Raw genomic sequence first — 17,539 nt, 5'->3', positions numbered from 1 at the left:
CGGAGCCATGACCGTGTCCCAGGGCGAGACCTCGCCGAGCACGACGACGCCCGAGGACCGGGCCGGGGGCGGCGCTGGCGCCGTGGCAGGGCCGCCCCCGGCCGCCGCGGCGCGGGCCCGCCGCCCGCGCCGCGGCCGCTGGGGCCAGCGAGCCGAGATCGCGGTGCTCGCCGGGCCGGCGCTCGTCGTCTTCCTCACGTTCGTCATCGTCCCCGTGCTGATGGCGGCGTACTACGGGTTCTTCAAGTGGAAGGGCTTCGGCCCGCCGACGGACTTCGTGGGGTTCGAGAACTACCTCACGATCTTCCGCGACCCCGAGTTCCTCGCGGCGCTGCGGCACAACGGGTTCATCGTGCTCATGTCGCTCGTGCTCCAGGGCCCGGTCGCGGTGGTCGTCGCGCTCATGCTCAACCGGCGCATGCGCGGCCGCTCGGTGGTCCGCGTGCTCGTGTTCGTGCCGTACGTGGTGTCCGAGGTGATCGTCGGCACGGGGTTCAGCCTCATGCTCTCGACGACCGGCGCCGTGAACGACCTGCTGGAGAAGATCGGCCTCGGGTTCCTCTCGGTCGACTGGCTCGCCGACCCCGACGTCGCGATCTGGACCCTGCTGCTCATCATCACGTGGAAGTACATCGGCTTCGCCGTGATCCTCTTCCTCGCGGGCCTCCAGGGCATCCCCGACGAGCTGGGCGAGGCCGCCGCGATCGACGGTGCGTCGTACTGGAAGGCGCAGCGCTACGTCACGCTCCCGCTGCTGGGCCCGACGGTCCGGATCTGGGCGTTCCTGTCGATCATCGGCTCGCTCCAGCTGTTCGACCTCGTCTACATCATCTGGGGCCAGTACGTGGCCTCGACGGCCGGCACGTCGACCATGGCGACGTACATGGTCGCGAACGGCCGCAACGCGGGGAACTACGGGTACGGCAGCGCGGTCGCGGTCGTCCTGTTCCTCATCTCCCTCGCCGTGGCGCTCGTGTACCAGCGGTACGTCCTGCGCCGTGACACCGAGGGCGCGATCACGGAAGGGAAGAAGTGATGGCCACCGTCACCGCCGTACCCGCGCCCGAGCGTGCCGCCGGCGTCAAGACCCCGAAGGAGCCGCGCGGCTCCGGCATCGGCCGGGGCGGCCCGCTGACCTACGTGGTCGCGTGGCTGCTCGTGGGCGTGTGCCTCGCGCCGATCGCGTACATCGTCGTCGGCGGGTTCCGCACCAACGCGCAGATCACGGCCGACCCGTCGGGCCTGCCCGACCCGTGGCAGGTCGTCAACTACGTCGAGGTCCTGTCGAGCTCGCTGTTCTGGCAGCAGCTCGGGAACTCGCTCGTCGCGGCGCTCCTGACGACGCTCGGCGTCGTGGTGCTCGGCCTCATGGCGAGCTACGTCATCGCGCGCTACTCGTTCGTGGGGCGCGGGGCGCTCTACGCGCTGTTCGCGGCGGGCCTGATGTTCCCCATGACGGTCGCGATCACGCCGCTCTACATCATGATCCGCTCGCTCGGGCTGATGAACTCCGTGGGCGGCCTCGTGCTCCCGCAGATCGCGTTCGCCCTCCCGACGACCGTCATCATCCTCGTGCCGTTCCTGCGCGCCATCCCGCGCGAGATCGAGGAGGCCGCGTCGATCGACGGCGCGAGCCGCCTCGGCTTCTTCTTCCGGATGGTCGTGCCGCTGTCCCTGCCGGGCGTCATCACCGTGGGGATCCTCGCGTTCGTCGCGAGCTGGAACAGCTACATGCTCCCGCTCTTCATCCTCAACGACGAGACGTCGTACACGCTCCCGCTGGGCGTGCAGGCGTTCGCGTCGCAGTACTCCGTGGACACCGCCCGCGTGCTCGCCTTCACGTCCCTGTCGATGATCCCCGCGCTCGTCTTCTTCTCGCTGTTCGAGCGGCGCATCGTCGGCGGCCTCACCGGCGCCGTGAAGGGCTGACCACGCCCGTCCGCACCCTGCCCCGTCCCGCGCCGTGCGCGGGACGGGGCCACCACCGAAGGAGAACGGTCCCGTGACCGACGTCGTCCCTGCCGTCCCGACGGCACCCCTCGGCAGCCCGACCCCGGGCACCGACCCCGCGCCGACCCCGCGCCCCGCACCCCCGCAGATGCCCACCGTCTCCCAGCGCGTGCGCGCGCTCCACGCCCGCATGACGCTCGACGAGAAGCTCGCGCAGCTCGTCGGCTACTGGCTCGACCAGAACGGCACCGTCGCCCCGATGCAGTCGGAGATGACGGCCGGCCAGGCCGACGGCGGCCGGCTCGCGGAGATCACGCAGCACGGGATCGGGCACTACACGCGCGTGTACGGCACGCGCCCCGTCGACCCGGCGGAGCGCGCGGCGTGGCTGTGGGCGGAGCAGCGGCGGCTGCGGACCGAGACGCGGCTGGGGATCCCGGCGATCGTGCACGAGGAGTGCCTCACGGGCCTCGCCGCGTGGCAGGCCGCGACGTACCCGACGCCGCTCGCGTGGGGCGCGTCGTTCGACCCGGACCTCGTCGAGGAGATGGCGCGCGAGGTCGGGGAGTCGATGCGCACGCTCGGCGTCCACCAGGGCCTCGCGCCCGTGCTCGACGTCGTGCGCGACCCGCGCTGGGGGCGCGTCGACGAGTGCGTCGGCGAGGACCCGTACCTCGTCGGCACGGTCGGCACGGCGTACGTGCGCGGTCTCCAGGACGCGGGCGTGCACGCGACGCTCAAGCACTTCGTCGGGTACTCGGGCTCCCGCGCGGGGCGCAACCACGCGCCCGTGAGCGCGGGCCCGCGCGAGCTCGCCGACGTCTACCTCCCGCCGTTCGAGATGGCGGTGCGCGACGGCGGCGCCCGGTCCGTCATGGCGTCGTACGTCGACGTCGACGGCGTCCCGCTGCACGCGAGCACCGAGCACCTCACCGAGGTGCTGCGCGGGCGCTGGGGGTTCGACGGCGTCGTCGTCGCCGACTACTTCGGCGTCGCGTTCCTCGAGGTGATGCACCGCGTCGCGGCCGACCGCGGCGAGGCGGCGGCCCAGGCGCTCCGGGCGGGCCTGGACGTCGAGCTGCCGACGGGCGACGCGTACCTCGCGCCGCTCGCCGAGCGCGTGCGGTCGGGGGCGCTCGACGAGGCGTGGGTCGACCGCGCCGTGCTGCGCCTGCTCACCCAGAAGGAGGAGCTCGGCCTGCTCGACCCCGGCGCCTACGCCGACGAGCCGCCGACCGCCGTCGACCTCGACACCCCGCGCCAGCGCGCGACCGCGCGCCGCCTCGCGCAGGAGTCGCTCGTGCTGCTCGCGAACGACGGCGTGCTCCCGCTCGTGCGGCCCGGGGCCGACGGCGCGCCGGCCGCCCCGCGGCGCGTCGCCGTCGTCGGGCCGGACGCCGACTCGGCCGAGGCGCTCATGGGCTGCTACTCGTTCGTCAACCACGTGCTCGCGCACCACCCGGGCACCCCGGCGGGCATCGAGCTGCCGACGGTGCTCGAGTCGCTGCGCGACGCGCTCGCCGGGGCGGGCACCGACGTGACGTACGTGCGCGGGTGCGCGGTCGAGGGCGACGACGTCACGGAGATCCCGGCCGCGGTCGACGCCGCGCGGGACGCGGACGTCGCGGTCGTCGTCGTGGGGGACGAGGCCGGGCTGTTCGGGCGCGGCACCGTCGGCGAGGGCAACGACGTCGAGTCGCTCGAGCTGCCGGGCGTGCAGCGGCGGCTCGTCGAGGAGGTCGTCGCGACGGGCACGCCGGTCGTGCTCGTGCTGCTCACCGGCCGCCCCTACGCGATCGGCTGGGCGCTCGACGCGGCGTCGTCGCGCGGCGGCGTGCCGGCCGCCGTCGTGCAGGGCTTCTTCCCCGGCGAGGAGGGCGGCCGCGCCGTCGCGGACGTGCTCGTCGGCGCGGTGAACCCGTCGGGCCGCCTGCCCGTGTCGCTGCCCCGCGCGGGCGGCGCGCAGCCGTACACCTACCTCCACCCGGTGCTCGGCGGGCCGTCCGACGTGACGTCCACCGACCCGACGCCGGTGCGGCCGTTCGGGTTCGGGCTGTCGTACACGCAGTTCGCGTACGCGGACCTCGAGGTCGACACGGCCGTCGCCGCGGGCGGGACGTTCCGCGCCGCGGTCACCGTGACCAACACGGGCGCGACGGCGGGGACGGACGTCGTGCAGCTCTACGCGCGCGACGTCGTCGGCTCGGTGCCGCGGCCCGTCGCGCAGCTCCTCGGCTACGCGCGCGTCGACCTCGCGGCGGGCGAGTCGCGCCGCGTGACGTTCCGCGTCCCGACGACGCGCCTCGCGTTCTCCGACCGCCGCCTCGTGCGCGTGGTCGAGCCGGGCGACGTCGAGGTCTGGGTCGGCGCGCACGCGGCGGCCGTCGACTCCGCCCCCGGTGCGGGCGACCTCGGGTCGACGACCGGCGGCGCGATCGTCAACGAGTCCGCGCCGGCCGCGCGGCACGTGGTGCCGGGCGCCGCGACCGCGCGTGCGACGCTCGCCGTCACGGGCCCCGTGCACGAGGTCACGGCCGCGGACGAGCGGCTCGTCGCCGTCGAGGTGTCCGCACGCGTCGAGGCGGGGGAGCGCGCATGACGCGCGTCCAGAACCCGGTGCTGCCCGGGTGCAACCCCGACCCGTCGGTGTGCCGCGTCGGCGACGACTTCTACCTCGTCACCTCGACGTTCGAGTACCTGCCCGGCCTGCCGGTGCTGCGCAGCCGCGACCTCGCGACGTGGGAGCACGTCGGGGACGTCGTCGACCGGTCGGGGCAGCTCGACTACGACGGCATCCGGTCGTCGGGCGGCCTGTTCGCCCCGACGCTGCGGCACCACGACGGCACGTTCTGGCTCGTGTGCACGCTCGTGGACCCGGACGACGACACCCGCGGCGGCAACTTCGTCATGACCGCGACGGCCCCGGCCGGGCCGTGGTCCGACCCGGTGTGGCTGCGCGTCGAGGACGGCGAGCGGGTCGCGGGGATCGACCCGTCGATCTTCTTCGACGACGACGGCCGCGTCTGGCTGCACGGCACGCGCCTCGCGCCCGAGCCGGAGTGGTTCCACCAGACCGAGGTGTGGGTGCGCGAGCTCGACCCCGCGACGTGCACGCTCGTCGGCCCCGAGCACGTGGTGTGGACGGGGGCCGTGCGCGGCGCGGTGTGGGCCGAGGGCCCGCACCTGTACAAGGTCGACGGCACGTACTACCTGCTCGCGGCCGAGGGCGGGACGGACTTCCACCACGCGGTGTCCGTCGCGCGCGCGTCGTCGGTCACGGGGCCGTACGAGGGCAACAAGGCCAACCCCGTGCTCACGCACAGGCACCTCGGGCGGGGCGTGGACGTCGTCGGCGTGGGCCACGCCGACCTCGTCGAGGCGCCCGACGGCTCGTGGTGGGCCGTGCTGCTCGCGATGCGCGTCTACGGCGGCTACCACTACCCGCTCGGCCGCGAGACGTTCCTCGTCCCGGTCGTGTGGGAGGACGGCTGGCCCGTCCTCGCGCCCGGGGAGGGCCGCGTGCCCGACGCCGTCGAGGTCCCGTTCGCGAGCCCGGCACCCCGGACGGAGGTCCAGGGCGGGGCGAGCGGCGTCGTCCGCCCCGACGACCCGCGCTGGACGGCGGTGCGCGCCCTGCCGCGCGACGTCGCCACCCCGGCGGGCGAGGGCTGGGACCTCCCGGTGCGCCCGACGACGCTCGCCGAGCCGGGCGCGCCCGCGTTCCTCGGCGTGCGCCAGCAGCACCGCGACGTCGACGTGACGGTCACCCTGCAGGCCCCGGCCGTGGCGGGGGAGCGCGCGGGCGTCGTCGTGCGGCAGTCCGAGGACGACCACGTGCGGCTCCTCGTCGACGGCGGCCCGGGGGACGAGCGGCGCGTCGTCGCGGTGCACCGGCGCGGCGGCACGGACGCGGTGGTCGGGGAGACGACGGTGACTGCCGCCCCCGGGGAGCCGGTCGTCGTCGGGCTGCGCGTGCGCGGGCAGGACTACGGGCTCGTCGCCGGGCCCGCGGACGGGCCGGTCGTGGACGTCGCGACGGTCGACGGGCGCACGCTCGACAGCGCCGCCGCGGGCGGGTTCCTCGGGCTCTGGCTCGGCGTGCACGCGACGAGCGAGGGCCGCCCGAGCGCGTCCGCCGTGCGCGTCGAGCGGTTCGTGTACGAGCCGGTGGGCTGACGCGCCGCCCGGGCGTGCGGGAGCGCGCGGCCGGGCTACGGTCGGGGCATGTCGAGCGAACGGACACGCACCGAGGTGGACCTGCTGGGACCGAAGGAGGTCCCGGCGGACGCCTACTACGGCGTCCACACGGTCCGCGCCATGGAGAACTTCCGCATCTCGGGGACGACGGTGAGCGACGTCCCCGAGATGGTGCGCGGCATGGTGATGGTCAAGAAGGCGTCGGCGCTCGCGAACCGTGAGCTGCGCACCATCCAGCGCGACGTCGCCGACGCGATCGTCGCCGCGTGCGACGCGATCCTGCGCGACGGTCGGTGCCTCGACCAGTTCCCCGTCGACGTGTTCCAGGGCGGCGCCGGGACGAGCGTCAACATGAACACCAACGAGGTCGTCGCCAACCTCGCGCTCGAGCTCGCCGGGTTCGAGAAGGGCCGCTACGACGTCATCAACCCGAACGACCACGTCAACCGCTCGCAGTCGACGAACGACGCCTACCCCACGGGGTTCCGGCTCGCGGTCCACGAGCTCGTCGTGCGGCTCCAGCACGAGGTGCGGCGGCTCGAGCGCGCGTTCGACGAGAAGGCGTCGGAGTTCGCCGACGTCCTGAAGATGGGCCGCACCCAGCTCCAGGACGCGGTCCCCATGAGCCTCGGCCAGGAGTTCGCCGGGTTCGCCGTGAACGTCGGGGAGGAGATCCGCCGGCTCGAGGTCGCGGGCGAGCTGCTGCTCGAGGTCAACCTCGGCGCGACCGCGATCGGCACCGGGCTCAACACCCCGCCCGGCTACCCGAAGGTCGCGACGCGCCGGCTCGCCGAGGTGAGCGGCCTGCACACCGTCCCGGCCGAGAACCTCGTCGAGGCGACCTACGACAACGGCGCCTACCTCGCCGTCCACTCCGCGCTCAAGCGGCTCGCGGCCAAGCTGTCGAAGATCTGCAACGACCTGCGCCTGCTGTCGTCGGGGCCGCGCGCGGGCCTCGGCGAGATCAACCTGCCCGAGCTCCAGGCCGGCTCGTCGATCATGCCCGCCAAGGTGAACCCGGTCATCCCCGAGGTCGTCAACCAGGTCTGCTTCAAGGTCATGGGCAACGACGTGACGATCACGCACGCCGCCGAGGCCGGGCAGCTCCAGCTCAACGTCATGGAGCCCGGGCTCGCGCAGTCGATGTTCGAGTCGCTGCACCTGCTGACCAACGCGTGCGTCGCGCTGCGCACCAAGTGCGTCACGGGCATCACGGCGAACGTCGAGGTGTGCCGCCGGCACGTGCTCGACTCCATCGGCATCGTCACGTACCTCAACGAGATCATCGGCCACCGCAACGGCGACCTCGTGGGCGCGGAGGCCGCCCGGACCGGGGCCTCCGTGCGCGACGTCGTGGTCGCGCACGGCCTGCTCACGGCCGAACAGGTCGACGCCGTGCTGACCACGGAGAACTTCCTGCGCCCCCGCTACACCGGCCGCTACTACGAGCCCGACGAGCGCGGCCTGCCGCCCGCGGGCGAGGAGGGCGAGTCGTCGCGCGTCGTCGAGTCCGACGACGCCACGGGCACGCCCCCGGAGCCCGAGCCCGAGTCCTGACGCCGAGATCGGCCCGCCCGTCGCCGGGTCGACCTCCTGACGGTCGATCTCGGACGCGCGGGCCGATCTCGCGACGGCGCGGGGCTCAGCCTCGGACGAGACGGGCGATCTCCGCGCCGTCCGAGCCGACGAGCACCAGCCGGCCGCCGTCCAGACCGGCACGGGCGGCCGAGGCGACGTAGCCCGGGACGCTCTCTCCCTCGCACCACATCAGGGTCTGGAGGCCCGTCGTCGCGAGCAGGCGACCGCCGTCGTCCAGGGCCCACGCGCCGCCCCCGCCGTTGCACCCGTCGGAGCCGGACCACGTCCCGTCCTCGTGGAAGACGACGTGCGGGTCGGTGGAGGAGCGCCCGGCCGGCTCCCACCGCCCGACGAGGTCCCGCACCTCCGCAGGCGCGAGGCCGCGCGGCAGCGCAGCGGGCGCGTCGAACGCCGCCCGCACGTCGTCGGTCACCTCGGGGGCTTCCGCGAAGTGCTCCGCGGCGTCGGGGATCGGGGCCGGGGCGCCGTCGACCTGCAGCCCGGCGACGACCGTGCCGTCCGCGTCGAGCAGTCGCCAGCCCTCGCCGTCGGGCTCGTAAGCGACCACCGTGCGCAGCCACGGGATCTCGGGTATCCCCGCCGCACCGCACGCCGCCGCGGCGGCGTACGGGTCCGAGGCGACGAAGGCCCGGCCTGCCGCCTCCCAGCCGCCCTCGACGTACGCGTCGCATTCGCCCCACAGCATGTACTGCCCGGCGTCGAGCCGCAGCCACGTGTCGGGGCCCTCGCCGTCGGCCCCCGAGACCCGCCACATCCCGACGAGCCCGACGGGGTCCGACCCGGACGCGCCCGGCGCCCCGGGGGTCGTGCTGTCGGGGGCGCCGCAGCCCACGGCGACACCGACCGCCAGGAGGGTGGCGATCGTCGCCGCGGACGCACGCACGGTCCGGTGTCCGCTCATACCTCGCTCGTGTCCCGGGGCCCGCGGGTCTTGCAGCCGGACGGTGAGCAGCGCGGAAGGCTACGACCGGACGCGCACGGCCCGGAGGACGACGCCGACCGCGAGCACCACGACCCCCGCGACCATGCTCGGGACGGGGAGCGTGACGACCAGCGCGACGCACCCGAGCGCGCCGAGCACCGGGAGCGCACGCGGGTAGAAGCGGTGCGGTGCGGTCTGGCGCAGCGCCGAGAGGTTCGCGACGAGGTAGTACACGAGCACCCCGAACGACGAGAACCCGATCGCGCCGCGCAGGTCCGTCGTGAGCACGAGCGCCACGACCACCGCCCCGACGGCGAGCTCCGCGCGGTGCGGCACCCGGTGCACGGGGTGCACCGCGGCGAACCACCCCGGCAGGTCGCCGGTGCGGGCCATCGCGAGCCCCGTGCGGCTCACCCCGGCCAGCAGGGCGAGGAGCGCGCCGGCGCTCGCGGCGACCGCGCCGACGCTCACGACCGGTCCCGCCCACGACCACGACCCGGCGGCGACGGCGTCGGCGAGCGGCGCGGCGGACGCGGCGAGCCGCGCGGGCCCGAGCACGGCGAGGAGCGTGACCGCCACGACGGCGTAGAGCACGACGACCGTCCCGAGCGACACGAGCACCGCGCGCGGGATGGTGCGGCGCGGGTCGCGCACCTCCTCGCCGAGCGTCGCGACGCGCGCGTACCCGGCGAACGCGAAGAACAGCAGCCCGGCGGCCTGGAGGACGCCGTACCAGCCGCCGTGCGCGCCGTCGGGGTCGAGGACGGCGGACCACCGCGGCGTCGTCCCCGCGAGGCTCGCGACGACCGCGGTCGCGATCGCGAGCAGCGCGACCGCGACGATCCCGCGCGCGACGCGGGCCGTGCGCGTCACGCCGCGGTAGCCGACCGCGGTGAGCACGACGACCGCCGCGGCGGCCGCGGGACGCTCCCACCCGGGCGGCGCGGCGTACGCGGCGAGGACGAGCGCCATGGCGGCGCAGCTCGCCGTCTTCCCGACGACGAAGCCCCACCCCGCGACGTAGCCCCACCAGGGGCCGAGGTGCTCGCGCCCGTACACGTACGTGCCGCCGGACGTCGGGTGCTGCGCGGCGAGCTGGGCCGACGACGTCGCGTTCGCGTACGCCACGACGGCGGCCAGGGCGAGCCCGACGAGCAGGCCCGTCCCCGCCGCGGCCGCGGCGGGCGCGAACGCCGAGAACACGCCCGCGCCCACCATGGACGCGAGCCCGACGACGACGGCGTCCGTCGTGCCGAGACGGCGGGCGAGCGACGGCTGGCCGGGAGCGGTGGTCACCCGCACAGCGTGCCAGGACCAGGTGTCCACGAGGTGTCCGACGGCGGCCCCGGCACCGGCCCCGGGCGTGGCAGGGAGCGTCCCCGGGAGCCGGTACAGTTCCCGCCGGTGCCCCGTCCCGGTCGTCGTCGACCGGTCCCGACGAACGGGGGGCGACGGGCTGTGCGCTTCGGCGAGGACGGCGGTGCAGGGGTGGTCTCAGGAGGGTCCGGCGACGGGCGGCGTGCGGGGCGGACGGCGTCGTGCGCCGTGCTCGTCGGCGTGCTCGCGGGCGCGGTCGTGGTGGGGGTGCCGGCGGTCGCGAGCGCGGACCCGGCCAACGGGCTGTCCGAGACGTCGCACACGCGCTACGAGGTGGACGGCACCGGCCCGGTCCGGGTCCGGGTGACGACCACGCTGCGCAACGAGCAGCCCGACAGCGGCCAGTACTTCTACTACTGGGACGCCTACGGCATCCCCGTGCCGGCGGGCGCGACGGACGTCACCGCGACGAGCGGCGGCGCCACGCTCCCCGTGACGCTCGAGCCGACCGAGGACCCGGCCACGAGCGCCGCGCGGGTCTCGTTCTCGCCGCTCAACTACGGCCGCGAGCGGACCGTGGAGTGGGCGTACACGATCCCGGGCGAGCCGATCCGCTCGGAGGGGTACACGCGCGTCGGGCCGGGGTACGCGACGTTCGCCGTCGGCGCGCCCGGGGACCCGGGCCAGGTCACCGTCGAGATCGTCACCCCGACGTCCATGGACTTCGACAGCACGTGGGACGGGTTCACCCCGATCCTCGAGGGCACGACGCGGACGCACCGCGCGACGGAGAGCACCGACGACCTCGGCACGTGGTCGTTCGTCTCGCTCCGGGACCCGGCGCAGGTGGACACGACGACGGTCGACGCGGCGGGGACGGAGCTCGTGCTCGAGAGCTTCCCGGGCGACGCCGAGTGGAGCGCCTTCGTCGCGGAGCAGGTCGCCGCCGGGCTGCCCGCGCTCGAGCGCGTGGTCGGGATGCCGTGGCCGGGGAACCTCGAGCGCATCCGCGAGGACGTGTCGCCCGAGGTGCTGGGGTACGCGTGGTTCGACCGCGGCTCCGGCGAGATCGTCATCCCCGAGGACCTCGATGCCGGGCTGCTCTTCCACGAGCTCTCGCACGCGTGGCTCGCCGGGGACCGGTTCGTGGACCGGTGGGTGTCCGAGGGTCTGGCCGAGGTCGTGGGGGAGCGCGTGGCCGCGCAGACCGGCGGCCCGACCGAGACGTTCCCGGCCCCCGCGCGCGACGCGGCGGACGCGCTCCCGCTCGTCGCCTGGGCGGACGTCGACGTGCAGGACGGCACCGACGCCACCGAGGAGTACGCGTACGCCGCGGCGTGGACCGCCGTGTCCGCGCTCGTCGGCGGGCTCGACGACGAGGCGCTCGGGTCGCTCGTCGCGGCCGCGTACGCGGGGGAGAGCGCGTACGCCGCCCCCGGCGAGCCCGGGCGCCCCGGCCTCACCGACGGTCGTCGCTTCCTCGACCTCGTCGAGGTGCGCGGCGAGGTCCCCGACGCCCAGGCGGCGTACCGCACCTGGGTCGCCGACGCCGAGGAGACCGCCCTGCTCGACGCGCGGGGCCCGGCCCGCGAGGCCTACGTCGCCCTCGACGCGGCCGACGGCGCGTGGCTCCCGCCCGCGGGGCTGCGCACCGCGATGACGGACTGGGCGTTCGCGGACGCCGACGCGGCTCGGGAGGCGATCGGGCCCGACGCCGCCGCGACCGCCGGCCAGGTCCAGCAGGCCGCCGAGGACGCGGGCCTGCCCGACCCGGCCGCCGTCCGCGCGCAGTACGAGGGCGCCCGCACCGCCGAGGAGTACGCGGCGCTCGCGACCGTGCTGCCGCGCACGGTCGAGGTCGTCGGGACGGTCGGCGACGCGGTCGCCGCGAGCACCGGCGGCGGCCCGTTCGCCGACCTCGGCCGCCTCTTGCTGGACGTCGACGGCTCGAACGCGGACGCGCGCGCGGCGCTCGACGCCGGTCGCCTCGACGACGCCGCCGCCGCGGCCGACGACGCGTCGTCGCGCGCCGCCGTCGCGCCGTGGGTGGGGATCGGCGCGGTGCTGCTCGTCGTCGCGGCGCTCGCCGGTGCGGTCGTGCTCGTGGTGCGCCGCCGTCGTGCGGCGGCCGCACAGCGCGTCCCGGTCGAGGAGTCCGCCGCGGACCACGACGTCCGCCCGGCCGTGGCGGACCCCGCGGAGGGCTCGACGGACGACCCGGCGGACGACCCGGCGGACGAGGGGAAGCCCGTCCCCGCCGCGACGCCGTAGCTGCGGGTCGCGGCCGAGGCCCGGCCGAGCGGTCCCGCGGCGCCGGGGCGCGGCGTCGTCGGGGACACTAGGAGCAGCACTGTCTGTCGATGCAAGGAGTCCTAGGTGCCCCAGGGAACAGTCCGATGGTTCGACGCCGACCGAGGGTTCGGCTTCATCGACCTCGGGAACGAGGCCGAGGACCTGTTCGTGCACGCGTCCGAGATCGTCGGTGACGACGGCCCGAAGCAGCTCCGCGAGGGGCAGGTCGTCGAGTTCGAGATGGGCACCGGCGACCGCGGCCCGCAGGCGCGGCGCGTCCGCGTCACGGGCGACCGCGCCGCCGACGCGCCCCTCGGCGTGCTCGGCACCGTCGTCTGGTACGAGCCGGCCAAGGGCTACGGCTTCGTCACGCCCGACGGGCGCAGCGACGAGATCTTCCTGCACAGCTCGGCGATCGTCGGGGGCGGCGTCGTCACGGAGGGGCAGCGCGTGGCGTTCCTCGTCGTCGAGGGCGAGAAGGGTCCGCAGGCGGACCACCTGCTGCCGCTCGGCGCGCAGGCCGCGCAGCCCGCGGCGGACGGCGCCGACGGCACCGTGTCCTGGTACGACGACGTCAAGGGCTTCGGCTTCGTCGCTCCCGACGGCGGCGGCGACGACGTGTTCGTGCACGTCAGCGCCCTGGGCCGCGGGCTCACCGAGCTCGCCGAGGGCGCGCGCGTGACGTACGACGTCGTCGAGGGCGACAAGGGCCCGAACGCCCGGAACGTGCAGCTCGTGGGCGGCTCCGGGCGCCCGGGGCCGGACCGCGGCCGACCGGGCGCCGACCGCGGCCGCCCGGGCTCGGACCGCGGTCGTCCGGCGTCCGGCGGGCGCGTGCGCGGCGGCGAGGGCACGGTCGCGCGGTACGACGCCGACCGCGGCTTCGGCTTCATCACGCCCGACGCCGGCGGCGAGGACCTGTTCGTGCACGTGTCCGTCGTGCGCGGCGGGGAGGAGCTCGAGGAGGGCGACCGGGTCCGGTTCAAGATCCGGCAGAGCGACCGCGGGCCGCAGGCCGACGGCGTCGAGCTGATCTGAGCGAGGGGCGGCGGGGCGCGGTCGTCCTCGCCGGGCGCCGGGGGATTGCCCTGGAAGTCGGTGGTCCCCGTCCCTAGGGTCGACGGATGGACGCCCAGGAGATCCGCTCGGCCTACCTCGACTTCTTCGCCACCCGGGGGCACGCCGTGATCGAGCGAGCGCCCCTGGTGCTGCGGGAGGACCCGACGACCCTGTTCACGGGCGCGGGCATGCAGCCGCTGATGCCCTACCTGCTCGGCGTGCGACCGCACGCCGCCGGGCGGCTCCTGGTCGACTCGCAGCCGTGCCTGCGGTCGCAGGACATCGACGAGGTCGGCGACCGACGGCACACGACGTTCTTCGAGATGCTGGGGAACTGGAGTCTCGGGACCGCCGACGTGGAGCGTCAGGTCCGGTGGTTCGCCGAGTTCCTCGCGCTCGTGGGCGTCGACCTCTCGCGCCTCTACGTCACGTGCTTCCGCGGGTCGTCCGAGCACAGCATCCCTCGGGACGACGCGGCGGCCCAGGCCTGGGTCACGGTGTTCGCCGAGCACGGCATCGAGGCGCCGGTCGTGGACGTCGGGTCGCGTGCGGACGGCGACCGCGACGGCATGCGCGGCGGCCGCGTCTTCCTCTACGACGCCGAGGAGAACTGGTGGAGCCGGGGCGGCGGCCTGGAGGGCACGCCCGTGGGCGACCCGTGCGGGCCGGACTCGGAGGTCTTCTACGACCTGGGCCCGGAGCTCCACGACCCGTCCGTCGGCGAGCCGCACCCGGCGAGCGAGGGGGGACGGTTCGTCGAGATCGGCAACCAGGTGTTCATGCGCTACCGCCGCACGGGCGAGGGCTTCGTCCTCCTCGACGAGCCGAGCATCGACTTCGGGGGCGGGCTCGAGCGCATCGCCGCCGCCGCGACGGCGACCCCCGACGTGTTCGACGTGAGCCTGCTGCGCCCCCTGGTCGACCGGCTCGAGGACCTGAGCGGTCGCACGTACGAGGACGATCCGCGCCCGTTCCGCGTGATCGCGGACCACGTGCGCGCCGCGACGTTCCTCGCCGCGGACGGCGTGCGGCCGAGCAACAAGGCCCACGGGTACGTGCTGCGGCGCCTCGTGCGTCGGGCCGTGGTGCACGCGCTCGGGCTCGGCCTGGAGGACCGGTTCGTCGACGACCTCGTCGCGGTCGTGGCCGAGACGTACCGCGACGCCTACCCGCGCCTGGTCGGCCGGCGCGAGGAGCTGAGCGGCGTGCTCCGGGACGAGGAGTCGCGCTTCCGGCGCACGGTGCACCGGGGCCTCCGAGAGCTCGAGAGGCTCCGGGGCACGACCGTCACGGGCGACCACCTGTTCGTGCTCGCCGACACCTGGGGCTTCCCCGTCGAGCTGACGGTCGACGAGGTCCGCCGCCGCGACATGGCTCTCGCCGCCGACTGGCAGGAGGGCTACGCGCAGCAGCGGGCGCGCCAGCAGGCGCGGTCCCGGGCGGCCGCGAGCGGGGAATAGTGCGGGTCGCGTGAAGGTTGAGCCTGATGGACTCAAGTTGAGCCGGGTGAGGTTGCGCGAGCACCGACCACGGATCTACCTTGAGTGAAGCAGACTCAACCCGGTGTGCCGAGGCGCAGCAGCGCCGTCGGGCACCCAGAACGACGGAGGCACACACATGGCACGAGCAGTCGGGATCGACCTCGGCACCACCAACTCGGTGGTCGCCGTCCTCGAGGGCGGAGAGCCCACGGTCATCGCGAACGCCGAGGGGTCGCGCACGACGCCGTCGGTGGTCGCCTTCTCCAAGACCGGCGAGGTCCTCGTCGGCGAGGTCGCCAAGCGCCAGGCGGTCACGAACGTCGACCGCACCATCAGCTCGGTGAAGCGCCACATGGGCACCGACTGGTCGGTGGAGATCGACGACAAGAAGTACACCGCGCAGGAGATCTCCGCGCGCATCCTGGGCAAGCTCAAGCGCGACGCCGAGGAGTACCTGGGCGAGCCCGTCACCGACGCGGTCGTCACCGTCCCGGCGTACTTCAACGACGCCGAGCGCCAGGCGACCAAGGACGCCGGGCAGATCGCGGGCCTCAACGTGACCCGCATCGTCAACGAGCCCACCGCGGCCGCGCTCGCGTACGGTCTGGAGAAGGGCAAGGAGGACGAGCTCATCCTCGTCTTCGACCTGGGCGGCGGCACGTTCGACGTCTCGCTCCTCGAGGTCGGCAAGGACGAGGACGACTTCTCCACGATCCAGGTCCGCGCGACCTCGGGCGACAACCGCCTGGGTGGCGACGACTGGGACAACCGCATCGTCGAGCACCTCATCAAGCAGGTGAAGAACAGCTCGGGCGTCGACCTGTCGAAGGACAAGATCGCGCTCCAGCGTCTGCGCGAGGCCGCCGAGCAGGCGAAGAAGGAGCTCTCGTCCGCGACGAGCACCACCATCTCGATGCAGTACCTCTCGATGAGCGAGAACGGCCCCATCCACCTGGACGAGAAGCTCACGCGCGCCCAGTTCCAGCAGATGACGCAGGACCTCCTCGACCGGACGAAGGCCCCGTTCCACAAGGTCATCTCCGACGCGGGCGTCTCCGTCTCCGACATCGACCACGTCGTGCTCGTGGGTGGTTCCACCCGCATGCCGGCCGTGACCGACGTCGTCAAGGAGCTCACGGGCGGCAAGGAGCCGAACAAGGGCGTCAACCCGGACGAGGTCGTCGCCGTCGGCGCGGCCCTGCAGGCCGGCGTCATCTCCGGTGACCGCAAGGACGTCCTGCTCATCGACGTCACCCCGCTGTCCCTCGGCATCGAGACCAAGGGCGGCGTGATGACCAAGCTCATCGAGCGCAACACGGCCATCCCGACCAAGCGCAGCGAGATCTTCTCGACGGCCGAGGACAACCAGCCGTCGGTGCTCATCCAGGTGTTCCAGGGCGAGCGCGAGTTCGCGCGCGACAACAAGCCGCTCGGCACGTTCGAGCTGACCGGCATCGCGCCGGCCCCGCGCGGCGTGCCGCAGATCGAGGTCACCTTCGACATCGACGCGAACGGCATCGTCCACGTCGGCGCGAAGGACCGCGGCACCGGCAAGGAGCAGAAGATGACCATCACGGGTGGCTCGGCGCTGCCCAAGGAGGACATCGACCGCATGGTCAAGGAGGCCGAGGAGCACGCGGCCGAGGACAAGAAGCGTCGCGAGGACGCGGAGACCCGCAACCAGGCCGAGGCGTTCGTCTACTCGACCGAGAAGCTCGTCTCCGAGAACAAGGAGAAGCTCCCCGCCGACGTCGTCACCGAGGTCGAGGCCGACATCGCGTCGGTGAAGTCCGCGCTCGAGGGCGAGGACGCCGACGCCGTGAAGACCGCGCACGAGAAGCTCGTCGCGTCCTCGCAGAAGATCGGCCAGGCGCTCTACGCCTCGGCCGAGCAGGAGCAGGCCGCCGGCAACCCCGGCGCCGCGCAGGACGACGCGACCGCCGCGGCGGGCGCGACGTCCGCCCCTGACGAGGACGTCGTCGACGCCGAGATCGTGGACGAGGAGGACGAGCGCAAGTGACGGCCGACGGACCGACCGACCCGCAGGGCCCCGAGGAGCAGGCCGGGCGCGAGCCCGGCCAGGGCTCCGACGACAAGCCCTTCCAGTTCACGGACAAGCGCAAGGTCGACCCGGAGAGCGGTCGGCCTCGCCCCGAGGGCGAGGCCGGCGGCTCCGCGGGCGACGACGCGGAGACGGACCCGCTCGCGGGCCTCGACTTCGAGCCGTCCGACGAGGCCGGGGTCGACGCCGCGGTCCTCGCGGCGAAGGCCGAGGCCGCGGAGCACCTCGACGCGCTCCAGCGTGAGCGGGCCAGCTTCACGAACTACCGCAACCGGTCGTTGCGCGACCAGGAGGCCGCGCGCACGAAGGGGATCGAGGACGTGCTCACCGCGCTCCTCCCGGTCCTCGACGACATCGACCGCGCGCGGCAGCACGGCGAGCTGACGGGGCCGTTCGCGGCCATCGCCGACAAGCTCGACGCGTCGCTCGAGAAGTTCGGGATCGAGCGCTACGGCGCGGTGGGCGACGAGTTCGACCCCACCGTCCACGAGGCGCTCATGCATCAGCCCGACCCCGAGGCCACCGCCACCACGGTGAACCTCGTCATCGAGCCCGGCTACCGGATCGGGGAGCGGGTCGTGCGCGCCGCGCGCGTCTCGGTCGTCGGCCCGCAGTAGCCACCCCTTCCTCGTGCCCGACGGCGCGGGCGCACCTCCCGCG

Annotated in this window: 12 protein-coding genes and 2 pseudogenes; 12 read left to right on the top strand and 2 right to left on the bottom strand. The window is 74.5% G+C overall.

Annotated features, from left to right (window positions below; genetic code table 11):
• Positions 1-7 precede the first annotated feature (7 nt).
• The 5 genes from ACZ4MO_RS16130 (at position 8) to aspA (ending at position 7,704) form a co-directional block, all read left to right on the top strand.
• Positions 8-1,036: a carbohydrate ABC transporter permease gene (locus tag ACZ4MO_RS16130; RefSeq protein WP_108050371.1), complete on the top strand. Its 1,029-nt coding sequence runs from the start codon at positions 8-10 to the stop codon at positions 1,034-1,036.
• Positions 1,036-1,929 (top strand): carbohydrate ABC transporter permease, encoded by an 894-nt coding sequence (locus ACZ4MO_RS16125; protein WP_021482535.1) that lies wholly within the window; start codon positions 1,036-1,038, stop codon positions 1,927-1,929. The genes ACZ4MO_RS16130 and ACZ4MO_RS16125 overlap by 1 nt, the downstream gene beginning before the upstream one ends.
• Before the next feature lie 73 nt (positions 1,930-2,002).
• Positions 2,003-4,549, top strand: coding sequence for a beta-xylosidase/alpha-l-arabinosidase (locus ACZ4MO_RS16120; RefSeq protein ID WP_499279224.1), 2,547 nt, complete (start codon positions 2,003-2,005; stop codon positions 4,547-4,549).
• A complete protein-coding gene (locus tag ACZ4MO_RS16115) occupies positions 4,546-6,126 on the top strand; it encodes a family 43 glycosylhydrolase (RefSeq protein ID WP_175009306.1) in 1,581 nt (526 codons plus the stop codon). The genes ACZ4MO_RS16120 and ACZ4MO_RS16115 overlap by 4 nt, the downstream gene beginning before the upstream one ends.
• 48 nt (positions 6,127-6,174) lie before the next feature.
• Complete coding sequence (gene aspA, locus ACZ4MO_RS16110; RefSeq protein ID WP_175009305.1) at positions 6,175-7,704, top strand: aspartate ammonia-lyase; 1,530 nt, start codon at positions 6,175-6,177, stop codon at positions 7,702-7,704.
• Between the two features lie 85 nt (positions 7,705-7,789).
• On the opposite strand, the gene ACZ4MO_RS16105 is transcribed toward aspA, so the two are convergent.
• Both ACZ4MO_RS16105 and ACZ4MO_RS16100 read right to left on the bottom strand, forming a co-directional pair.
• Entirely contained in the window at positions 7,790-8,647 is an 858-nt protein-coding gene (locus tag ACZ4MO_RS16105; protein WP_175009304.1) for an META domain-containing protein, read from the bottom strand.
• Positions 8,648-8,707: 60 nt separating this feature from the next.
• Positions 8,708-9,964: an APC family permease gene (locus ACZ4MO_RS16100; RefSeq protein ID WP_342779591.1), complete on the bottom strand. Its 1,257-nt coding sequence runs from the start codon at positions 9,962-9,964 to the stop codon at positions 8,708-8,710.
• Between the two features lie 192 nt (positions 9,965-10,156).
• Here ACZ4MO_RS16100 and ACZ4MO_RS16095 point away from each other — a divergent pair, with 192 nt between their 5' ends.
• The 7 genes and pseudogenes from ACZ4MO_RS16095 (at position 10,157) to grpE (ending at position 17,496) form a co-directional block, all read left to right on the top strand.
• Positions 10,157-12,256 carry a hypothetical protein gene (locus ACZ4MO_RS16095; protein ID WP_499279222.1) on the top strand — a complete coding sequence of 700 codons (2,100 nt, stop codon included), beginning with the start codon at positions 10,157-10,159 and terminating at the stop codon, positions 12,254-12,256.
• Positions 12,257-12,361: 105 nt separating this feature from the next.
• Positions 12,362-12,766: pseudogene (locus ACZ4MO_RS16090) on the top strand (cold-shock protein); the annotation flags it as partial.
• Positions 12,767-12,778: 12 nt separating this feature from the next.
• Positions 12,779-13,006 (top strand): annotated as a pseudogene (locus tag ACZ4MO_RS16085) (cold-shock protein); the annotation flags it as partial.
• Complete coding sequence (locus ACZ4MO_RS16080) at positions 13,004-13,315, top strand: cold shock domain-containing protein (RefSeq protein WP_228485447.1); 312 nt, start codon at positions 13,004-13,006, stop codon at positions 13,313-13,315. The pseudogene ACZ4MO_RS16085 and the gene ACZ4MO_RS16080, both read left to right, overlap by 3 nt.
• 86 nt (positions 13,316-13,401) lie before the next feature.
• Positions 13,402-14,796 (top strand): alanine--tRNA ligase-related protein, encoded by a 1,395-nt coding sequence (locus ACZ4MO_RS16075; protein WP_175009301.1) that lies wholly within the window; start codon positions 13,402-13,404, stop codon positions 14,794-14,796.
• A 157-nt stretch (positions 14,797-14,953) separates the two neighbouring features.
• Entirely contained in the window at positions 14,954-16,837 is a 1,884-nt protein-coding gene (gene dnaK / locus ACZ4MO_RS16070; protein ID WP_021479837.1) for a molecular chaperone DnaK, read from the top strand.
• Positions 16,834-17,496, top strand: a complete 663-nt coding sequence (gene grpE / locus ACZ4MO_RS16065) for a nucleotide exchange factor GrpE (protein ID WP_051028412.1) — start codon at positions 16,834-16,836, stop codon at positions 17,494-17,496. The genes dnaK and grpE overlap by 4 nt, the downstream gene beginning before the upstream one ends.
• The last annotated feature ends 43 nt before the right edge of the window (positions 17,497-17,539 follow it).

This window comes from Sphaerisporangium cinnabarinum (assembly GCF_055567015.1).
This window is presented reverse-complemented; position numbering and strand designations above follow the sequence as displayed.